The following is a 20253-nucleotide window of genomic DNA, read 5'->3' as shown; positions in this document are numbered from 1 at the left end:
TGCTACCGCTTCAGGCCAGCCCGCACCCGCTGGATTCGGACATTTCCCTCTGGCGTGCGGGCGTGGCCTGCGGCACAGTGATCGGCATGGAGGGCGGCTAGAATTGCAAGCCACGTTGCGCGCCACATTGAATCCCACGTCCGCTGCGACACGCCCTTTCGCCGGCCCGGCCGCCTTGTGCGCGGCCTCGCCAACGGCCTCATCCGGAGACGCCATGCGCCGTTTTGCCCTGCACCTGTCCATGATCGCCGCGCTGGCCTGCGGGCCTGCGCTGGCGCAGCCTGTGCAGGCGATGCCCGCCACGTCAGCCCCGGGGGCCCCGCAACTGGCGCAGCAGGTTGCCTCGGTCGAAGGCATCACCGAATACCGCCTGCCCAATGGTTTTCGCATCCTGCTGGCGCCGGACGCCGCCAAGGCCACCACCACCGTCAACATCACCTATCTGGTCGGCAGCCGCCATGAGAACTATGGCGAGACCGGCATGGCGCACCTGCTCGAGCACCTGCTATTCAAGGGCACGCCGTCGCTGCCGGGCAAGGCCATCCCGACCGAGTTCGCGCGGCGTGGCATGAGCATCAACGGCACCACCGCGCAGGACCGTACCAACTACTTCGGCACCTTCAGCGCCAATGACGAGAACCTCGACTGGGCGCTGCGCATGGAAGCCGACCGCATGGTCAACAGCGTGATCTCGCGCGCCGACCTCGACAGCGAAATGACGGTAGTGCGCAACGAGATGGAAATGGGCGAGAACAGCCCCGGGCGCATGCTGATGCAGCAGACCATGGCCGCTGCTTATCGCTGGCACAACTACGGCAAGGCGCCGATCGGCGCGCGCAGCGATGTCGAGCACGTCGATATCGAGAAGCTGCGCGCCTTCTACCGCCGCTACTACCAGCCCGACAATGCGGTGCTGGTGGTGGCGGGCAGGTTCGATCCCGCCGCGACGCTGGCGCGCATCGAGCGCTACTTCGGGCCGATCCCGCGCCCGACGCGCGTGCTGCCGCCCGAGCATACCGTGGAGCCGGCGCAGGAAGGCGCGCGCGAGCTGGTGGTGATGCGCCCCGGCGACACCAGCCTGGTCGCCGCGCAGTACCACGTCAGCCCGGGCGCGCATCCGGACAGCACCGCGCTGGCGCTGCTGACCATCATCCTCGCCGACACGCCCGGCGGGCGCCTGTACAAGGCGCTGGTCGAACGCGGCCAGGCTACGTCGATCGGCTCGGCCCTCTACGCGATGAAGGATCCGGGCGCGCTGCTGTTCATGGTGGAGACATCGAAGGAGCAACCGCTCGCCGCCGCACGGGCGGGGCTGATCACGCAGGTGGAGGGCTTCGCCGAAGCGCCCGTGACCGAGAATGAGCTGGAACGCGCGCGCGTGCGCATGCGCAACGCATACGAGCACTATATGAACGATCCTGGCTCGCTCGGCATCGCGCTGTCTGAAGCCATCGCCAAGGGTGACTGGCGACTGTTCTTCGTGGCGCGCGACCGCATCGAGACCACCACGCTCGCCGACGTGCAGCGCGTGGCGCTGAACTATTTCCAGGCGTCGAACCGTACCCTGGGCGTGTTCCTTCCCGCCGAGCGGCCATCGCGCGCGCAGGTGCCGCCAGCGCCCGACGTCGCGGCGATGGTCGGCAACTATCGGGGCAAACCGGCGCTGGCCGCGGTGGCGGCGTTCGATCCGAGTCCTGCCAATGTCGAAGCCCACACCACGCGCCAGACACTTGCCAACGGCATGAAGCTTGCGCTGCTGCCCAAGCCCGCGCGCGGTGAAGTGGTGCACGGTGTGCTAGTGCTGCGCATGGGCGACGTGCAGAGCCTGCAGGGGCAGACCACGGTCGGCGCGCTGACCGCCGCGATGCTGCGGCGTGGCGCGGCCGGCATGAGCCGCCAGCAGATCTCCGACCGCATCGAGTCCCTGCGTGCGCGCGTCGGCATCTACGGCGGTTCGGAACGCGTGACGGTCAGCTTCGAGACGCGCCGTGCGCAACTGCCTGAGTTGCTGACGCTGTTGCGCGACCTGCTGCGCGCGCCGACCTTCCCCGAAGCCGAGTTCGAGACGCTGCGCAAGACCAGCATCGCCGAGATCGAAAGCACGCAGCGCCAGCCCGGCGTGATGGCGTCCAATGCACTGGGCCGTCACGGCGATCCCTACCCTCCGGGGGATCCGCGCCACGCACGCACCTTTGCCGAGAATATCGCCGACCTGCAGGCGGCGACGCTGGCGCAGGTGCGCGACTTCTACGCGCGCTTCTACGGCGCGGGCAATGCGCAGCTGAGCCTGGTGGGCGACTTCGATGCGCAGGCCGCTGCGGCACAGGCGGCGCAGCTCTTTGGCGACTGGACCGCGCCGCAGCCGTATGCGCGCATCGACCGCCCCTTCGTGCCGATCACGCCGGCCGAGTTCATGCTGACCACGCCGGGCAAGGCCAATGCCGTCTACCTCGCCGCCGCGCCGATCGACCTGACCAACGAGGACCCGGACTATGCGCTGATGATGATTGCCAACCGCGTGCTGGGCGGCGCCAGCCTGCGTGGCCGCCTGGCGGACCGGCTGCGGCAGCAGGAGGGCCTGAGCTATGGCGCCAGCAGCTGGGTGCAGGTGGGGGCGCTCGATCGCGCCGGACGCTTCGGCGTGCAGGCGCAATACGCGCCGCAGAACCTGCCGCGCGTGCAGCGCGCTGTCGCGGAGGAGCTGGAGCGCTTCGTGCGCGACGGCATTACCGCGCAGGAACTGGCCGAAGCCGTCAGCGGCCTGCTCCAGCAAGGCATGGTCAGCCGCAGCAGCGACTCGGCGCTGGCCGGCACGCTGGCTAACCAGCTCTACCTGGGCCGCACCATGGCGTTCACCGCCGAAGTGGAAGAGCGGCTGCGCAAGGCCACGCTGGAAGCGGTCAACGCCGCGATCCGCCGCTATATGCAACCCGCGGGGCTGTCACGCGTCTATGCTGGAGACTTCAGCGGCGCTGCGGCGCAAGCGGGCGCCACTGGCAATGCCGCGGGCGCTGGCACCCCGGGCACGACAGGTACCACCGGCACAGGGAGCGCGGCCAATGAAGCCGCCGGTGCCGCGCCGCCGGTGCGTCAGTGATATCGTGATGTCTTAGTGAGAGTGCCAGTGACGGGCCGTGACATACGTTGGCAACAATATTCGGCTGCACTGGCGGGGGCCGCGACGGATGCAAATCGCGGCGAGCGCAAGACGATCGGGCGCTGCAAGGACAATGTGCGAAAGCCAGCACCGCTGCTGCGGCGCAAGGCCCTTGCCGCGACCCCGGGTTGACTGTATATTCGTACAGTATAAGTCGATATAAGAGGTGTGGATGTCAATCGTGCGAGCTGGCAGCAAGGCAGAAGCGCTCAGGCTTCTGGCTTCGGAAGACGTGCTGGCGCTTGAGCTGGACTACGAGACCGGATGGCAGGATGCCGTCGAACTCGGCAGGCTCGGAGAAAAGCGCGGTATCAAGGTGCAGTATCGCGGACAGGAAAGCATCGCCGTCCGCTCCCGCGAAGCCCTGATCGAAGGGCTTGCCAAACCGAAGACTACGTTCCGCCAACGCAACCTGTATTGCCAGTTCGATCTCGGCACGCTGGCGGACAATGAACTGCTCGACCTCGAAGCCAAGGCTACGCGGCTCGGGGACTATATCCTCGCCGGACATCTGCTGCGCGATGTCGATGGGGTGTGGCCGCAGTAGTGCGGCGACTGGCCAACCCCCGAAATTCCGCATCCTGCCGGTTGGCTGAGAGGGCAGGAGCGTCAAAGGCTGATGTCCGTGGGTTAAAACCGTTGGCTTCGCTCGATGTGGCTCGTTGCTAGACCACCCCTCACCCCAACCCTCTCCCGCTGAGGGGCGCTGACGGGAGAGGGAGAACACCTTGCTTGGGCTAGTTCGGGCGGCTTTGGCGCACCCAACACCGCTCTACTCTTCCGCGGTGTCTGCATTCAATGCCAGACCCGCCTCGCATTCGCCCACCTGGCCGCGCACGACTGCGCCATGGCAGGCTCGACTGCCTCGCCTGCGGTATCCACCATCGGCGCGTCCGCGACACAAGCCAGCGCGGTACGCCACAGCACCGCCGACACCAGCGTCTTGCATTGGCGCCGCTCGCCATGTGCGAGTGCCAGCAGGCGTTCATAGCCTTCCATCACGATAAGCCGGTCGCCGTGCCGCGGCTGCAACTCCAGCGTGTAGAGGTGATCGCATTCGCACTGCAGGCGCCCGCCGCTCACCGCCACCACGATGGCGCCGGGCAGCGCAATGCCGCTCGCCTGCACCTCGGTGCGCAGCCGCACCAGGTGCGCATGCGCGCGCGGGTCGCTGAAGGTCGCCATCTTGCCGGCTATCTCCGCGGGGATCGCGCTTAGCGACATCAGTTCGGCCGGCGACACCGCCAGCGTGTATGCCTGCAGCGTTGGGCGGTAGGTCGCCACCACGGCGCGCAGCCGGTGTGGCGCGTCGCCGTCATGCTCTGCCTGCAGCGGGCTGGCAAGCCCGCGGATCTGCACATCGTTCATGTCGACTCCTGGCGCGACGGCCCGTGGTCAGTCACGCAGGAGTTGCTTGGCGATGATCATCTGCTGGATCTGCGTGGTGCCTTCGTACAGGCGCAGCAGGCGCACGTCGCGGTAGAAGCGCTCGGCCTTGTACTCGGCGATATAGCCGGCACCGCCGTGGATCTGCACCGCGCGGTCAGCCACGCCGCCCACCATTTCGGTACAGAACATCTTGGTGCAGGAGGCCAGCATGCTGACTTCCGGATCGCTCTTGCCGGCGGGCTTGGCGTCGTAGCGCTGGGCGCAGTCGCGCACCATCGACAGGCCGGCGTAGAGCTCGGCCTGGCTGTCGGCCAGCATCGCCTGGATAAGCTGGAAGTCGCCGATCGGCCTGCCGAACTGCTTGCGCTCCTTGGCATAGGCCACCGCATCGGTGATCAGGCGATGCGCCATGCCGCAGGCCAGCGCCGAGATATGCAGGCGGCCCCGGTCGAGCACCTTCATCGCCGTCTTGAACCCCACCCCCGGCACGCCGCCGATGATGTTGGCCGCCGGCACGCGCACGTTTTCCAGCACCACGTCGCAGGTCTTGGTGCCGCGCTGGCCCATCTTCTTGTCGGGCTTGCCCAGCGAGATGCCGGGCGTGTCGGCCGGCACGATAAAGGCCGAGATGCCGGAGGCGCCCGGGCCGCCGGTGCGCGCCATCAGCGTGAAGGCGCCCGCGCGCGGGGCGTTGGTGATAAAGCGCTTGGTGCCGTTGATGACGTAGTGGTCGCCGTCCGGCTCGGCCTTGGTCTGCAGCGACGCCGCATCCGAGCCGGCATTGGGTTCGGTCAGCGCGAACGAGATGATCAGGTCGCCGCTGGCGATGCGCGGCAGGTAATTCTGCTTCTGCTCCTCGGTGCCATCCATCAGGATGCCCTGCGAGCCGATGCCGACATTGGTGCCGAACACCGAGCGGAAGGCAAAGGCGGTGTGGCCCAGGTCATAGACCACATCGCACTCCTGAGACATCGACAGGCCGATGCCGCCGTAATTCTCGGGGATGGAGATGCCGAACAGGCCCATCTCCTTCATGTCCGCGACGATCTCGGCGGGCACGTCGTCGGTTTCCTCCAGCGTGTCTTCGGCGGGCTTCAGGCGTTCGTCGATGAAGCGCTGCACCGAGGCGCGCAGCAGGGCAAAGGATTCTTGGTCAAGGGCCATGGCGATTCTCCGTTCAAGCCAGTACTTCTGTCTGGCGGACAATGGTACGCCTGCCCCGGTATTTGACAATCCATGCCAGCTTGGACAGAAGCGTCAATATTATTTGACAATCGCCACGCTTCCATCCCATGTGATCGATAGCAGCCCGGCCGTGCCAATCGCCAGGGCGGCAAGCGCGTCCCCCGCAATCAGCCCGCCGCCGATCAGCGACGTGGTGCTCATGTCAGGCGGCAGCCCGCGGCCGGGCCTGCTCGCTCCCGATCGCCTTGCCACGGCGGCGGCCACGCTGGCCACCACCCCACCGGCGGCCATCCAGCCTGCGGCCGCCAGGTTGACGAACCCGCCGAACGACGAAGCATACGGCGACGGCAGGATCACCGCATCGAGCAGGAAATCCGCCGCTTTCCCGCGGTGGCCGGACTGCGCAAAGCGCTGCCATGCCGGCTTGCCGAGAATGGCCTTGCGCAGCACCGCGGTGACGAGCCCGATCGCCACCCCGAGCGCCACCGCCACATGCTGGTCGGTACGCGGCTGGGCCAGCCCGTGCAGCACGCCGACGATCTTGTAGGTCATCGCCGAAGTCCAGCGCGCCGGCTGCTGGTCGGCGGGCAAGGTAGTCTGGTCCAGCGCCAGCACAGGGTAGGCATGCATGAACAGCCGCGCCATCGCCACCGCCACCAGCGCGCCCACGACGATGCCCGCCACCTGGTAGCCGAACTGCACCATGCGGTCGCTGCCCAGGCGCCAGCCGGTGGATCGGTCTTGTTGCATGTCGCTGGCCTCTGCGGTGGCCACCAGCAGCACGGTGGCGGCGATCAGCCCAACGTGCGGCGCGCGCAGCCCGGCGGCAGCCATCAGGATCACGGTCAGCACGAAGGCCGACGAGATCGGGTTCTGGTCGACCATGCCGACCGAGATGCCGTTGACCAGCGCGAATACCAGCACCAGCAGCACCGCCATCAGCTGGAAGCCCAGCGGTTGACCGAACCAGACGACGCCTGCCGCCACCGTCGCCGTGCCCCATAGCAGCGCCCACGCCGCTACCCAGCCCATGTCCGGCCCGCGCCGCGCTGCCGGATGCGGTGCCTGGCGCGCTCCGCCCTGCCCCACTCGTCCCACGCGCCATTGCCGCCACGCCTGCGCCACCAGCAGCGACACATCCAGCACCGCCGCACCCATGATCATGCCGAGCGCGACCAGGAAGGTGGCCTTGCGATATGGCTCGCCGGGCGCCAGCCAACCCGCGGCGACGAACCATGGCGTCATGGCCCATCCCACCAACCCGCCCACCAGCGCCGCGATGCCGATGCGCGCGCCGACGATCATGCCGGCACCAAAGGTTGCGGCCGACAAATCCAGCCCCGCCAGCCACGGCAGGCGCGCGCCGCCCAGGCCGCTTGCCAGGCCCAGCGCCATGCCACCGCCGAGCCGTGCTACCGAGCGGCGCAGCAGCACCGGGTCGGTCAGCGCGCGCAGGATATTGGCCACCGCCAGCCCGGACGGAAAGGTGAGCTGCATCCGGTCCACCAGCAGCGGCGTGTACAGCATGCCGATGCCCACCCCATACATGCCGATGCACAGCATGTACAGCACCAGCTGCCACAGCGGTGGCTGCGCCATGCCGAGCCACGCCATCGCCTGCAGCACCACCGCCATGCCGCCCATACCCGCCACCGAGGCCGCCGCGGTCTGGATGTAGTTGGCGCCGTGGCGCCCGGGGGCGCCATACCCCGCTGTCACCACCGAGCCCAGGATGCCGGCGACCACCTGTCCGCCGACGAAAAAGCCCAGCGAGAAATTCATGTATGCGGCGGCAATTCCGCCCAGCGGCCCCAGCACCAGCATGCCGGCCGCGCCCAGCAGCGCGTGGTACTGCCAGCTACCGGGTGACGGCAACCAGGCAGTGCGGGGCGCGGCGTCGGTGGGCAGCGTAGGCATGGGGAAAGACGGGTGTGCTTCCAGCAAAGCATAGGCGAAGCTCAGCACGCACCGATGTGCGATTGTCTCTTAATGTGCCCGCGCCGGCCCCAGCGGAACCAGGAACGGGGTAAACACTAGTTTCGTGCGCAACTATACAGACGATATAGTTGCGCACACAACTACATTGCATTCACCCGCCCACCGGACTTCGTATGCCAGATCCCAACGCATTCCAGGCCGCCGTGCTTCCGGCACCGCCGCCCACGCCGTCCCGCCCCTGGCCACAGCGCGTGCCGGTGCTCATCGCCGGCGGCGGCCCCGTCGGCCTGACGCTTGCCGCGCTGCTGGCACGCCTGGGCATCGCATCGCTGGTGGTGGAGGCCGATGACGGTTACTGCGCCGGCAGCCGCGCCATCTGCATGTCGCGCCGCTCGCTGGAGATTCTTGGCTGGGTCGGCGCGGACCGGCGCACCGTCGCCACCGGGCTGCCATGGGTAGGCGGGCGCAGCTACTACCGCGACGCCGAGGTGCTGCACTTCCGCATGCCGAGCGAGCCAGGCGAGCGCTTTGCGCCGATGGTCAATATCCAGCAGTACTACCTGGAGGCCTTCGCCCATGACGCCGCGCTGCATGGCGCCCAGCCCGCCGACGTTCGCTTCAGCGCGCGCGTGCAGGCGGTGCGCCCGCACGACGCGGGTGTGGTCGCGCAGATCGAGACCCGCGACGGCATGGTCGAGGTCGATGCGCAATGGCTGGTGGCGTGCGACGGCGGGCGCAGCACGGTGCGCGAACAGCTCGGCCTGCGCATGGAAGGCACGCAGTACGAAGGCCGCTACGTGATCGTCGATATCGTGCAGAAGACAAAGCGCGAGGTCGAGCGGCTGGCCTGGTTCGACCCGCCGTCCAACCCCGGCTCGACCATCCTGATGCACCGCCAGCCCGACGACGTCTGGCGCATCGACTACCAGATCCGCGACGACGAAGACCCGGACGAAGCGGTCAAACCGGAGAACGTGCTGCCGCGCGTGCAGAGCCACCTCGACATGATCGGCGAGACCGAACCGTGGCAGCCGCTATGGATCTCGATCTACAACGCCAAGTGCCTGACGCTGCAGGACTATCGCCACGGCCGCGTGCTGTTCGCCGGCGACGCCGCGCACCTGGTGCCGATCTTCGGCGTGCGCGGGCTCAACTCGGGGCTGGACGATGCCGGCAACCTCGCCTGGAAGCTGGCGTGGGTGCTGCGCGACCAGGCGCCGGACAGCCTGCTCGACGCCTATTCGGCCGAACGCGTGCATGCCACGCGGCAGAACATCGCCTACGGCGCCAAGAGCACGGAGTTCATGGCGCCGCCTGACTTCGCCTTCCGGCTGATGCGCGAGGCCACGTTGCGGCTGGCGCAGCATGACAGCGCGGTGCGTTCACTGATCAACCCGCGGCAGTCGGCGCCGATCGCCTATGACGGCTCGCCGCTGAACGGGCCGTCGGACTTCGGCGACGACTGTCCCGGCGCGGCGCCGGGCATGCCGGCTCCGGAGGCGCGCGTGTCTGGCGCAACCGGCATCGGGCACCTGACGCAGTGCTTCGGGCAGACGTTCACGCTGCTGTATTTCGGTGACGAACCCACGTTGCCCGAGCCGCTGGCCGCGCTGACGCAGGCGCATGCCGACACGCTGCAGGCGCGCGTCATCGTCGGCCGCTCCGGCGAGTCTGGGCATGCCGCGTTCACCGACGTCGCCGGCCAGGCCCACATCCGCTATGGCGCACAGCCCGGCACCCTCTACATCATCCGCCCCGACGGCTACGTACTCGCGCGCTGGCGCAAACCCGCATGGAACGCCGTGCGCGCCACTCTCGCCCCGCTGCTGCAAACCGGAGCCCGCCATGCAAGCTGAAGACCTCGACACCGCCTACACCCGCCTGTGCGAAGCCATGGGCCGCACCGGCGAAGCGCGCGCCCCGCTGCTGCTGGCGATGGTGTGCCTGGGCCTGATCAGCCGGCAGGAAACGCTGGCGCCGGTGCTGGCACTGATCGACGAGGCCGAGGCGCGCACCACGGCATAGCACGCCGCAAAGCGCTCTACAATGCCGACGCCCGACACCACATCGCCATGAAGCCACTGCCACGCCTCGACCAGTTTCTGACCTACCGCCTGCACCAGGTCAACAAGCTCAGCGACAAGGACAGCGCCGCCGCCTACCTGGCGCAATGCGGCCTGCTGCTCAGCGAAGGCCGCTGCCTGGCGGCGATCGGCGCGTTTGCGCCGCTGTCGGTCAATGAACTGGCGCACCGCGCCAACCTGACCAAGGGCCAGGCCAGCCGCTCGGCGCAGGCGCTGGTGGAGCGCGGGCTGGTCAGCAAGGAAGCCAGCGAAGCCGACGGGCGCGGCGTGGTGCTGTCGCTGACCGCGCAGGGCAAGCCGCTGTACCGGCAGGCGATCGCAATGATCGCCAAGCGCAATGAAGAGATCTTTGGCTGCCTGAGCGATGCGGAACAGGCGCTGCTGGGCAGCCTGCTCGACCGGCTGGTGGCGCACGCCGGCCGGCAGGAAGACGACGATACCGACGACGGCGCGGCCTAACGGCGCAGGTTGTCCACCTGCGTACGCGCGCCATCGCGGCGCGCGGCCTCGGCCACCTCGTTGCTGACCACGGTCTGGCCGATCGGCGCCAGCGCGATGCCGGCCAGCTTCAGGTGCTGGATCGCGAACGGGATGCCGATGATGGTGACGAAGTTGGCGATCGCCGACATCACATGCCCGATCGCCAGCCACACGCCGGCAAACACAAACCACAGCACATTGCCCACCAGCCCCAGCGCGCCGGTGCCGAGATCGTCGCGGCCGGTCAGCTCGCGCCGGCTGATGGCCTGCTTGCCGAACGGGAAGAAGGTGAAGGCGCCGATCACGAAGCAGGCCTTGCCCCATGGGATCCCGATGATCGAGATAAAGCAGAGCAGCCCTGCCAGCCACCAGGCCAGGCCCATCACCACGCCGCCAAGGATGAACCAGAGGAAGTTGCCGATTGCGCGCATGCCAGCCTTTCGGAGGGAGAGAACAACACGCATGATACGCAATGCGGCGCGGTGGAAGCCTTGGCGGACGAAAGCGTACCCGTTTCTGCGTACCCGGAGGCGACTGTCAAAACCGCGTCGCGATGCCTTCAGCGACTGGCCTGGATATGTTCTGCTGCTATCAAAAGACTTCGGAATTCGGGCTGCGGCAATGGCCGGAAGCTGGCTTGCGAGGGCAAAGCGTACCCGTTTCTGCGTGCCCTTCCGGATGCGTTCTGTTGGCCCCATGCCGCCCGCCGATGTCGCTCGCAAAGCCGCATCTCGAGCATGGTCGCCTTCGGCAAGCCTGTTGCCACAGCGATAGAATGTGACGCTTGCCAGCCAGCCGCCATCGCGACGGCTGCGCCGCCTCCCGCATTCACCCTTCGCCAACCCTACCAGCCCGCGCACCCTGTCCCCGCCATGAAGCCCACGCTGCTGATCCTGATCCAGGTCGCTCCTCAGCATCTCGATGCGATCGCCGAACGCTTCGAGATCGTCTACGCCCCCGACGCGCAAGCTCGCGCCGCGCAGATCGCCACGCAAGGCGCGCGCATCGGCGCCGTGCTGACCAATGGCTCCACCGGCCTGAACTCTGCCGAGATCGACGCGATGCCGGCGCTGGAACTGGTATGCGCGCTGGGCGCGGGCTATGAGAACATCGCCGTCGCCCATGCCCGCGCACGCGGCATCGCGGTGGCCAACGGCGCCGGCACCAACGACAGCTGCGTGGCCGACCACGCCTTCGCGCTGCTATTGGCGATCGTACGCGCCGTGCCGCAACTGGACGCGGCCACGCGCGCCGGCACCTGGCGCACCGCGCTGCCGCTGCGGCCCAATGTGTCAGGCAAGCGCCTGGGTATCGTCGGGCTGGGTACGATCGGCCGGCGCGTCGCGCGGCGCGGCGAGGGTTTCGATCTCGAGATCGGCTATCACAACCGCAAGCCGAGGGAAGATGTGGGGTATCGCTATTTCGACAGTGTCAGCGCGCTGGCCGCGTGGGCGGATTACCTGGTGATCGCCACACCCGGGGGTGCCGATACCCGCCACCTCGTCGATGCCAGCGTGCTCACAGCGCTGGGACCGGCGGGATTCCTGGTCAATATCGCGCGCGGCAGCGTGGTGGATACGCAGGCACTGGCCTCGGCACTGCGCAGCGGAAAGCTTGGCGGCGCGGGGCTGGACGTCTATGAAAGCGAGCCGGCGCCGCCGGTGGTGTTGTTCGATTGCCCTAACGTTGTGCTCACACCGCATGTTGCCGGATGGTCGCCGGAAGCGATTACGGCGTCGGTCATGCAGTTTCTGGAGAATGCGCGAAGGCATTTTGCGGGAGAGGGGTTGTTGACGCCGGTGGGTTGAAGATCCCTCCGGCAGGGTTCTCAGAGTCGATGCGAAGGCCGGGAGCATTGATGTAGCGACAGTGACATGGTGAGGCGCGAACGATGAGCAAGATCTTTGTAGCCGGCTCTCTCAGTATCAAACAGCTCGATCCGAAGGTCCGGGAGCGCATCGATAACATCGTGCAGGGGGATCACACCGTTATCGTAGGCGACGCAAATGGCGCAGACAGTTCCGTCCAGTCCTACCTGTCCGGCAAAGGGGCGGCTGGGGCCGTTGTCTACTGCAGCGGCAGCAAACCTCGAAACAATCTTGGCCACTGGCCAGTTATCTGCGTGGATGCAGCCCATGTGGCACCCGGATCCCGCGCCTTCTTTACCGCCAAGGATGTCGAGATGGCGCAGGCGGCCGACTTCGGCCTGATGATCTGGGACGCGAGGAGCACCGGCACGCTAAGCAACGTCATCGAACTGCTTCGCCGCAAGAAGACTACTGTTGTTTTTATCAACAAGACCAGGTCTTTTCAAACGGTGCGGGATGTCGATCAGCTTGAACTTCTGCTCTCCGTCATGACGGAACCTGCGTTGCGCAAGGCAGAAGAGAAACTCCGTTTGCGCAGGGAAATCAGCCAGTTGCGGCATCAGCAGGCTGAGATGTTCGCCTGAACTTAACCCTTTTCAAACACCACCCTGACCCGCAACCCCGGCCCCGCATCCTCCAGCGTCACCCGCGCGCCGTGCGACTGCGCAATCTCCGCGACGATAGCCAACCCCAGCCCGCTGCCCCCCGTCGGCGCATCCGCCAGCCGATAGAAGCGATCAAACACGCGCTCGCGCTCCTCGACGGCAATCCCCGGCCCGGTATCGCTGACCATCAGTTCGACCGAGCGCCCATCGGCACTGCGCCCCACCCGCACATCGATCCGGCTGCCCGCAGGGATATATGCCAACGCGTTATCCAGCAGGTTGGTCAGCAGGATGCGCAACGCATCCGGATCCCCACGCACCATCGCAGGCGTCCGGTCCTCGCTCCCATCCAGGCCGAGATCGATATGCCGGTCCAGCGCCGCCTGCGCCATCTCCGCCACCACGCTGGCAGCAAGTTCGCGCAATTCGACCGGTTCCTGCGGTGTGGCCGCTGCACCAGGCTCCTGCCGCGCCAGCGTCAGCAGTTGCGTCACCAGGTGAGTCAGCCGCTCCAGCCCCTGCCGCAGCCTGGCAATCGCCTCGTCGCGCGCCGGGCCGCTGTCGGCGCGCTCGACCAGTTGCGCCTGTAGCTGTAGCGCGGCCAGCGGGGTGCGCAGCGCATGCGCGGCGTCGGCGACGAAGGCGCGTTGCGTGTCGATGGCGTGCGACAGCCGCTCCAGAAGCTGGTTCAGCGCGGCACTCAGCGGGGCGATCTCGTCCGGCATCTGGCGCAAGGCCAGCGGTGCCAGCGTGGTGGCGTCGCGCGAGCGGACCTCGGCGGCGATCTCGCGCAGCGGGCGCAGGCCGCGGCCGACAGCCATCCATACCAGCCACCCCAGCAGCGGCAGCAGCAGGAACAGCGGCGCCACGGTACGCAGCGCCATGCGCGCGGCCAGCGTGCGGCGCGCGCTCATCGGCTGCGCGATCTGCACGACCGCGGGCCCAAGCTGCATGCTGTACAGGCGCCATTCGCCCTGCCCGGTGGTGACGTTGGAGAAACCGAGTTCGGCGCGCGGCGGCAGCGCCGGATGCGAGTGCGACAGGTACAGGCTGCGGCCCGAGCCATCCCAGATATGGATGACGACGTCTTCGTCCGCATGGGTCAGGTCGCCCGGCGCGCCGACGAACGGCGGCGCCACCGGGTTGCCGAACTGGCTGGGCAACGCGGCGGCCATCTGCTTCATCTGGTAGTCGAACAGTGCATTGGCTTCCTGCCGGGCCTGCCCGTAGATCAGCGCGGTGGCGATGGCGATGCCCGCCAGCAGGCCCGCGGCCAGCCACCACAGCAGGGTCCGCTGGATCGAGCGCATCAGCGGCTGTCTCCGTCGCCGGCCGCCTTGTCCGGTGCCGCATCGCTGTCAAGCCGCGGCACCACATAACCCACGCCGCGGATATTGCGGATCAGCGCGGCGCCGAACTTCTTGCGCAGCGCGTGGATATAGACCTCGACGGTATTGCTGCCGACTTCGTCGTCCCAGCCGTACAGGCGCTCCTGCAATTGCGGCACCGACCAGACCTTGCCGGGCCGCGCCATCAGCGCGGACAGCAGCGCGAACTCGCGCGCCGACAGCCGCACCGGTTCGCCCCGATGCGTGGCTTCGCGCGTGGCGGGGTTGAGCACGATGTCGCCGTAGGCGATCAGCGGCTCGGCCCGGCCCGCGGCGCGGCGCGCCAGTGCGTGCATGCGTGCGGCCAGTTCCTGCAGGTCGAAAGGCTTGACCAGGTAGTCGTCGGCACCGGCGTTCAGGCCTGCCACGCGGTCGGCCACCGCATCGCGCGCCGTCAGGATCAGCACCGGCGTGGCGACGCCGCGCGCGCGCAGCGTGCGCAGCACGTCCAGGCCGGAACGGCGCGGCAGGCCGAGGTCGAGCAACACCAGGTCGTAGCACGCTTCGCCGTCCTGCGCGGTGCTCGCCGCGGCCAGTCCGGCATCGCCGTCGCGTACCCAGTCGACGGTAAAGCCCTCCTGGCGCAGTGCCACCCTGACGCTGTCGCCGATCATGGCGTCGTCTTCCACCAGCAATACGCGCATGGCTCGTGTCCTGTCCCGTAAATGGCTTGATAAATGAAATCGTCCAATTGCTCGTCAGGCTAGGCGCGAGGAGGCGCCATAGCCGTAGCGATGGCAACGACGAGCAACGACGCATGGCAGGCAACTGGGCGATTTCATATCGAGTTTATTTGCGGGACAGGACACTAGCTCTTCCTGCCCCCGAGCCGCTCGTCCAGCGCCTGCGCCAGGCCGGCCAGCGCCGGGTGGCGCGCGGTGATGACATGGACCGGCACGGCCTCGAGCCAGCCGCGCATGCGGCCCTTGGCGACAAAGCGCTCGGCAAACACCGAGGCCTGCAGCGCCGGCACGAAGCGCGGCAGGATGCCGCCGCCCAGGTACACGCCGCCGCGCGCCCCCAGCACCAGCGCGATATCGGCCGCGACCGAACCGAGCAGCCCGAAGAACACGGCCATGGTGCGCTGGCACAGCGGGTCATTGCGCTCAAATGCGCCGGCGGTGACCTGCTCCGGCTGCAGCGGCGCGAGCAAAAGCGTACCCGTTTCTGCGGCCAGCGCGGCATGGATATGCGACAGGCCGCTGCCCGACAACAGCCGCTCCGCCGACACGCGGCCCACGCTGCGATGGGCGGCGCGCCAGGCCACCCATTCATCGCCGGTGTCCGGCATCAGCTCGATATGGCCGCCCTCGCCCGCCAGCGCCACTGCCTGCCCGCCCGGCGCGGGCACCAGTCCCGATACGCCCAGCCCGGTGCCCGGCCCCACCAGCGCCAGCGGCGCGGTGCGTACCGCGGTGCCGGGGCGCACCTGCACCAGCCCGTCGGCCGGCAGGTGCGGCAAGGCCAGCGCCAGCGCGGTGAAATCGTTGATCGCCACCAGCGTCTGCAGCCCGAGCGCGCGCCGCATGCCGTCGATCGAGAAGGCCCAGTTGTGGTTGGTCAGCCGGACCTGGTCGCTGGTCACCGGGTTGGCCAGGCCGATCGCCGCGTGTTGCGGCACCGGCTGGCCGGAACCGGCGAGCCCGTCCAGGTACTGGCGCAGCGCCGCTTCGAGCGAGGGGAAGTCGGCGACCTTCAGCGCGGTCACCGGGCCGATCTGCCGCGGCGCCGTCTCCAGCGCGAAGCGCACGTTGGTGCCGCCGACATCGCCAAGCAGGCGCGGGAAGGTGTCGGGAGAGGGAGCGGAAGCAGTGGCCATGGCGTCGGGGAAGCGTCCCAGGGAAGGTTGGTGCAAGAAAGACCTGGTGCCTTTGATCAGGCCTTGAACACGTCAAACCCGTGCCGGTGCCGCGACGCGACCAGGCTCACCGGCAGCGCCGGTGTGGGCGCGTGCAGCGCGCGGTCGAGAACCTCGGCCTTGGCCGCGCCGGTCACGGACAGGAAGGCGCGCTCGGCCGCCAGCAGCGCGGCCAGATTCAGCGTGATGCGCGCATGCGGCGCGACCGACGGATGCGTGATCAGGTAGCCCGGCTGCGTTTCGCTCAGCGCGGTCTGCAGCTCGGGCGCATCCGGGAACAGCGAGGCGGTGTGGCCATCCTCGCCCATGCCCAGCACCACCACGTCGGGCTGGCGGAAGCCGCGGTTGGCGCGCGCGACGGCCTGCGCGGGGTCTGCCACATCCTGCTCGTCGGCAATCAGCGGCAGGAAGGCAGCGCTGGCGGCGGCCTCGCGCAGCAGGTGCGCGCGCACGAGCGCGGCGTTGCTGTCGGGATGGTCGGGCGGCACCACGCGTTCGTCGACCAGCGTGACGGTCACCATTTCCCAGCGCACCGGCCGGTAGCGCAGGCGCTCGAACATCGCCACCGGCGACCGCCCGCCCGACACCGCCAGCACCGCCCAGCCGTTGGCGCGGATAGCCAGCTCCAGCGCATTGCTGATCGAGATGGCCAGCGCCTCGGCCTGGTCCATCGGGGTGGGATGTTCAAACATGCGCATGATGGTTTCCTTTGCTGATCCGGTTGGCACTACGGCTTGTGTTCGCTCGCATCGCTCAGGCTTCCTCGTGCCACAGCCCGCCGTCGCGCGACATCAGCGCCGACGACGCGGCCGGGCCCCAGGTGCCGGCGGTATAGGGCTTGGGCGGCACGGTGCTCTCGGCCCAGGTGTCGATGATGGGTTCGACCCAGCGCCATGCCTGCACCTGTTCGTCGCGGCGCACGAACAGGCCCAGCCGGCCGCGAATCACGTCGAGCAGCAAGCGTTCGTAGGCACCCGCGCGGCGCGCCTTGAACGAGTTGGCGAAATCCAGGTCGAGCGAGGTCGGCGTCAGCTCCAGCGTATCGCCGGGCTGCTTGACCAGGCAGTACAGCCGGATGCTCTCTTCGGGCTGCAACTGGATCACCAGCCGATTCTGCGGCGACAGCGTCAGCGGGCGCGGGAAGATCGCGTGCGGCACGTCGCGGAAATGGATCACGATCTCGGCCACGCGCGACTGCATGCGCTTGCCGGTGCGCAGGTAGAACGGCACGCCCTCCCAGCGCCAGTTGGCGATCTCGGCCTTGATCGCGACGAAGGTCTCGGTACGGCTGTCGGGCGCGATGCCTTCTTCTTCCAGGTAGCCGGGCACCGGCTTGCCGCCGATGGCGCCGGAGCGGTACTGGCCGCGCACGGTCTTCTCGGCCACGTCCTGCGGCGTGATCGGCTTGAGCGCCTTCAGGATCTTGATCTTCTCGTCGCGGATCGCGTCTTCGGAGAGGCTGGCCGGTGGTTCCATTGCCACCATGCACAGCAGTTGCAGCAGGTGGTTCTGCACCATGTCGCGCAGCGCGCCGGTGCGGTCGTAGAAATCGCCGCGCGTTTCCACGCCCAGCTCTTCGGCGATAGTGATCTGCACATCCTGCACCCACTCGCGCCGCCACAGCGGCTCGAACAGCGCGTTGCCGAAGCGGATCGCCATCAGGTTCTGCACCGACTCCTTGCCGAGGTAATGGTCGATGCGATAGATCTGCTCTTCGGCGAAGAACTTTGCCACCGCCGAATTGATCGCTTCGTTGGATTCGAGATCGTGGCCCAGCGGCTTTTCCAGCACGATGCGGACCTTGGGCGCGTCGGGTTCGCCCAAGGTATTGAGGCCGGTACGGCCGAGCTGCTCGCAGATCGGCACGAACAGGTGCGGCGCGGTGGCGAGATAGCACACCACCACTTCGGGCTTGCGCGACAGCACCTGCTCGGCCAGCGCGTCGAAATGCGCGGGCACGCGTGCATCGGCCTGCACGTAGACGATGCGCGCGCAGAACTTGTCCCATGACTCCGGCGGCGCATGCGCCAGCGCGGGCCGCACGGTGTGCTCCAGCGAAGCGAGGTAGTCCGCGGTCGACTGTGGCTGGCTGCCCGTGGCGAGGATGCGCGCGGCGGGATGCAGCAGGCCCGCGTGGTGGGCATCGAACAGGGAAGGCAGCAGCTTGCGCCGCGCCAGGTCGCCGGTGCCGCCAAACAGCACCATGTCGAAATCAGGCATGCTCACCCAGGACTCCTTGATCCATTGTTGCGGCCATTGCAGGCATTGCCGCCATTGAGGGCGGTGTTGCGGCCAGTTTACGTGAGTCCCCACCGCTTGGCGAGGACGCGTACCCATTTCTGCGTGCCCCGTGCAGTGCGAGGGAAAGTGCGCTAGGCTGAAGGCTCCCCCGCAGGAGAACCCCATGCCACGTCATCCAGTGCTCGAGCGGGTCACCGCCCGCATCGTCTCCCGCAGCGCCGCCTCGCGCCAGGCGTATCTCGACCGCACCCGCGCCATGGCCGGGCAGAAGGTCGAACGCGCGCAGCTCTCTTGTACCAACCTCGCCCACGCGGTGGCTGCGATGCCTGACGCCGCCAAGATCCGCCTGAAGGCCGACGAGCAGCCCAACGTGGCGATCGTCTCAGCCTACAACGACATGCTGTCGGCGCACCAGCCGCTGGCCGCGTTCCCGCAATGGATCAAGGAAGCCGCGCTCGAAGCCGGCGGTACCGCGCAGTTCGCAGGCGGCACGCCGGCGATGTGCGACGGCGTCACGCAGGGCCAGGACGGCATGGACCTGTCGCTGTTTTCGCGCGACGTGATCGCGTTGTCCACCGCGGTGGCGCTGTCGCACCAGATGTTCGATGCCGCGTTGTACCTGGGTGTGTGCGACAAGATCGTTCCCGGACTGGTGATGGGGGCGCTGTCGTTCGGCCACCTGCCGGCAGTGTTCGTGCCGGGCGGGCCGATGACCACCGGCATCGGCAACGACGAGAAGGCGCGCATCCGCCAGCTCTATGCCGAAGGCAAGATCGGCCGCGAGGAACTGCTCGAGGCCGAGACCCGCTCCTATCACGGCCCCGGCACCTGCACCTTCTACGGCACCGCCAACTCCAACCAGATGCTGATGGAAATGATGGGGCTGCATCTGCCAGGCACGGCCTTCATCAATCCCAACACGCCGCTGCGCGAGGCGCTGACGCGCGAGTCGGCGCGCCAGGCGCTGAAGCTGGTGCACGGCGGCGAGCGCTATACGCCGGTGGCGGAGGTGCTGGACGAGCGCGCCTTCGTCAACGGCATCGTCGGGCTGCTGGCCACCGGCGGCTCGACCAACCACACGCTGCACCTCATTGCCATGGCGCGTGTGGCGGGTATCGTGCTGGGGTGGGATGACTTCGATGAACTGTCCGCGGTGGTGCCGCTGCTGGCGCGCGTCTATCCCAACGGCAAGGCCGACGTGAACCAGTTCCAGGCAGCCGGCGGGCTGCCGGTGGTGATCCGCGGGCTGCTGTCGCTGGGACTGCTGCATGACGACGTGACCACCATCGTCGGGCGCGGGCTGGCGGACTACACGCGCGAGCCGGTGCTGCGCGATGGCAAGCTGACCTGGATCGATGGCCCCGCGGCGCCGCTGGACGACAGCATCGTGCGCAGCGCCGACAAACCCTTCGCGCCGGATGGCGGCATCAAGGTGCTCGACGGCAAGCTGGGCCGCGCGGTGATCAAGACGTCCGCGGTCAAGGCCGAGCACCAGGTGGTGCAGGCGCCGGCGATCGTATTCGAGCATCAGGACGATGTGCTGCACGCGTTCAAGCGCGGCGAGCTGGAGCGCGACTTTGTCGCGGTGCTGCCATGGCAGGGCCCGGCCTCTTGCGGCATGCCGGAGCTGCACAAGCTCACGCCGACGCTGACGGTGCTGCAGGACCGGGGCTTCCATGTGGCACTGGTGACCGACGGGCGCATGTCGGGCGCGTCGGGCAAGGTGCCAGCTGCAATTCATGTCTGCCCCGAAGCGCTGCGCGGCGGCGCGCTGGCGCGGGTGCGTACCGGCGACCTGGTACGCGTTGATGCGCCGGCGGGCGTGCTGGACGTGCTGGTGCCCGCCGATGAGTGGAACGCGCGCGACACGACGCGTCCTGATCTCACCGCGAACCGGCATGGCGTGGGGCGCGAGCTGTTCGCGACCTTCCGCTGCAATGTGAGCACCGCCGAGAGCGGCGCCTGCACGCTGTTTTCCGATGAAGGCGTCACCTCGCACGACGAAGCGCGCAAGGCCCACACGGGCGCGGGCAGCCACGCCACCCACGCCGGCTGAGGCC

The 20253-nt window shown here is 68.1% G+C and carries 17 protein-coding genes; 8 read left to right on the top strand and 9 right to left on the bottom strand.

Features of this window, described 5'->3' with window-relative positions; all coding sequences use genetic code 11:
• Nucleotides 1-214 precede the first annotated feature (214 nt).
• Together AB1I47_RS19595 and AB1I47_RS19590 are read left to right on the top strand one after the other, a co-directional pair.
• Nucleotides 215-3097, top strand: a complete 2883-nt coding sequence (locus AB1I47_RS19595) for a M16 family metallopeptidase (protein WP_354685397.1) — start codon at nucleotides 215-217, stop codon at nucleotides 3095-3097.
• 232 nt (nucleotides 3098-3329) lie between these two features.
• A complete protein-coding gene (locus tag AB1I47_RS19590; protein ID WP_354685396.1) occupies nucleotides 3330-3704 on the top strand; it encodes a PHA-granule associated protein 4 in 375 nt (124 codons plus the stop codon).
• A gap of 248 nt (nucleotides 3705-3952) precedes the next feature.
• Here the strand turns inward: AB1I47_RS19590 and AB1I47_RS19585 are convergent, their stop codons facing one another.
• The 3 genes from AB1I47_RS19585 to AB1I47_RS19575 all read right to left on the bottom strand — a co-directional run bounded on the left by AB1I47_RS19585 (nucleotide 3953) and on the right by AB1I47_RS19575 (nucleotide 7648).
• The gene (locus AB1I47_RS19585) at nucleotides 3953-4525 is read right to left on the bottom strand and encodes a hypothetical protein (RefSeq protein ID WP_354685395.1); all 573 of its coding nucleotides are present in this window, start codon (nucleotides 4523-4525) and stop codon (nucleotides 3953-3955) included.
• Nucleotides 4526-4552: 27 nt separating this feature from the next.
• A complete protein-coding gene (locus tag AB1I47_RS19580) occupies nucleotides 4553-5710 on the bottom strand; it encodes an acyl-CoA dehydrogenase family protein (protein WP_354685394.1) in 1158 nt (385 codons plus the stop codon).
• A gap of 99 nt (nucleotides 5711-5809) precedes the next feature.
• Nucleotides 5810-7648: an OPT/YSL family transporter gene (locus tag AB1I47_RS19575; RefSeq protein ID WP_354685393.1), complete on the bottom strand. Its 1839-nt coding sequence runs from the start codon at nucleotides 7646-7648 to the stop codon at nucleotides 5810-5812.
• A gap of 194 nt (nucleotides 7649-7842) precedes the next feature.
• On the opposite strand from AB1I47_RS19575, the gene AB1I47_RS19570 reads away from it, so the two are divergent.
• Genes AB1I47_RS19570 through AB1I47_RS19560 form a run of 3 tightly spaced genes read left to right on the top strand, consistent with a single transcriptional unit; the run spans nucleotide 7843 to nucleotide 10212 of the window.
• The gene (locus AB1I47_RS19570) at nucleotides 7843-9525 is read left to right on the top strand and encodes an FAD-dependent oxidoreductase (protein WP_354685392.1); all 1683 of its coding nucleotides are present in this window, start codon (nucleotides 7843-7845) and stop codon (nucleotides 9523-9525) included.
• A complete protein-coding gene (locus AB1I47_RS19565) occupies nucleotides 9515-9694 on the top strand; it encodes a hypothetical protein (RefSeq protein WP_354685391.1) in 180 nt (59 codons plus the stop codon). The genes AB1I47_RS19570 and AB1I47_RS19565 overlap by 11 nt, the downstream gene beginning before the upstream one ends.
• A gap of 47 nt (nucleotides 9695-9741) precedes the next feature.
• Entirely contained in the window at nucleotides 9742-10212 is a 471-nt protein-coding gene (locus tag AB1I47_RS19560) for a MarR family winged helix-turn-helix transcriptional regulator (protein WP_354685390.1), read from the top strand.
• On the opposite strand, the gene AB1I47_RS19555 is transcribed toward AB1I47_RS19560, so the two are convergent.
• A complete protein-coding gene (locus AB1I47_RS19555) occupies nucleotides 10209-10664 on the bottom strand; it encodes a YccF domain-containing protein (protein ID WP_354685389.1) in 456 nt (151 codons plus the stop codon). The genes AB1I47_RS19560 and AB1I47_RS19555 overlap by 4 nt on opposite strands.
• Before the next feature lie 441 nt (nucleotides 10665-11105).
• Between AB1I47_RS19555 and AB1I47_RS19550 the strand changes: the two genes are divergently transcribed.
• Together AB1I47_RS19550 and AB1I47_RS19545 are read left to right on the top strand one after the other, a co-directional pair.
• Nucleotides 11106-12041, top strand: coding sequence for a 2-hydroxyacid dehydrogenase (locus AB1I47_RS19550; RefSeq protein ID WP_354685388.1), 936 nt, complete (start codon nucleotides 11106-11108; stop codon nucleotides 12039-12041).
• A gap of 83 nt (nucleotides 12042-12124) precedes the next feature.
• Complete coding sequence (locus AB1I47_RS19545) at nucleotides 12125-12685, top strand: hypothetical protein (protein ID WP_354685387.1); 561 nt, start codon at nucleotides 12125-12127, stop codon at nucleotides 12683-12685.
• 2 nt (nucleotides 12686-12687) lie between these two features.
• On the opposite strand, the gene AB1I47_RS19540 is transcribed toward AB1I47_RS19545, so the two are convergent.
• From AB1I47_RS19540 to zwf, 5 genes are all read right to left on the bottom strand, one after another.
• The gene (locus AB1I47_RS19540; RefSeq protein ID WP_354685386.1) at nucleotides 12688-14016 is read right to left on the bottom strand and encodes a sensor histidine kinase; all 1329 of its coding nucleotides are present in this window, start codon (nucleotides 14014-14016) and stop codon (nucleotides 12688-12690) included.
• Complete coding sequence (locus AB1I47_RS19535; RefSeq protein WP_354685385.1) at nucleotides 14016-14738, bottom strand: response regulator transcription factor; 723 nt, start codon at nucleotides 14736-14738, stop codon at nucleotides 14016-14018. The genes AB1I47_RS19540 and AB1I47_RS19535 overlap by 1 nt, the downstream gene beginning before the upstream one ends.
• A gap of 164 nt (nucleotides 14739-14902) precedes the next feature.
• The gene (gene glk, locus AB1I47_RS19530) at nucleotides 14903-15913 is read right to left on the bottom strand and encodes a glucokinase (protein WP_354685415.1); all 1011 of its coding nucleotides are present in this window, start codon (nucleotides 15911-15913) and stop codon (nucleotides 14903-14905) included.
• A 56-nt stretch (nucleotides 15914-15969) separates the two neighbouring features.
• Nucleotides 15970-16650 (bottom strand): 6-phosphogluconolactonase, encoded by a 681-nt coding sequence (gene pgl / locus AB1I47_RS19525; RefSeq protein ID WP_354685384.1) that lies wholly within the window; start codon nucleotides 16648-16650, stop codon nucleotides 15970-15972.
• A 55-nt stretch (nucleotides 16651-16705) separates the two neighbouring features.
• Nucleotides 16706-18172, bottom strand: coding sequence for a glucose-6-phosphate dehydrogenase (zwf, locus tag AB1I47_RS19520; protein ID WP_354685414.1), 1467 nt, complete (start codon nucleotides 18170-18172; stop codon nucleotides 16706-16708).
• Between the two features lie 184 nt (nucleotides 18173-18356).
• Here zwf and edd point away from each other — a divergent pair, with 184 nt between their 5' ends.
• Complete coding sequence (gene edd / locus AB1I47_RS19515) at nucleotides 18357-20249, top strand: phosphogluconate dehydratase (protein WP_354685383.1); 1893 nt, start codon at nucleotides 18357-18359, stop codon at nucleotides 20247-20249.
• Nucleotides 20250-20253 lie beyond the last annotated feature (4 nt).

Origin of the sequence: Cupriavidus necator (assembly GCF_040578825.1) — a bacterium.
Classification (GTDB): domain Bacteria; phylum Pseudomonadota; class Gammaproteobacteria; order Burkholderiales; family Burkholderiaceae; genus Cupriavidus; species Cupriavidus necator_E.
Note: the sequence above shows the minus strand (reverse complement) of the source record. Positions and strands in the feature narration are given on the sequence as shown.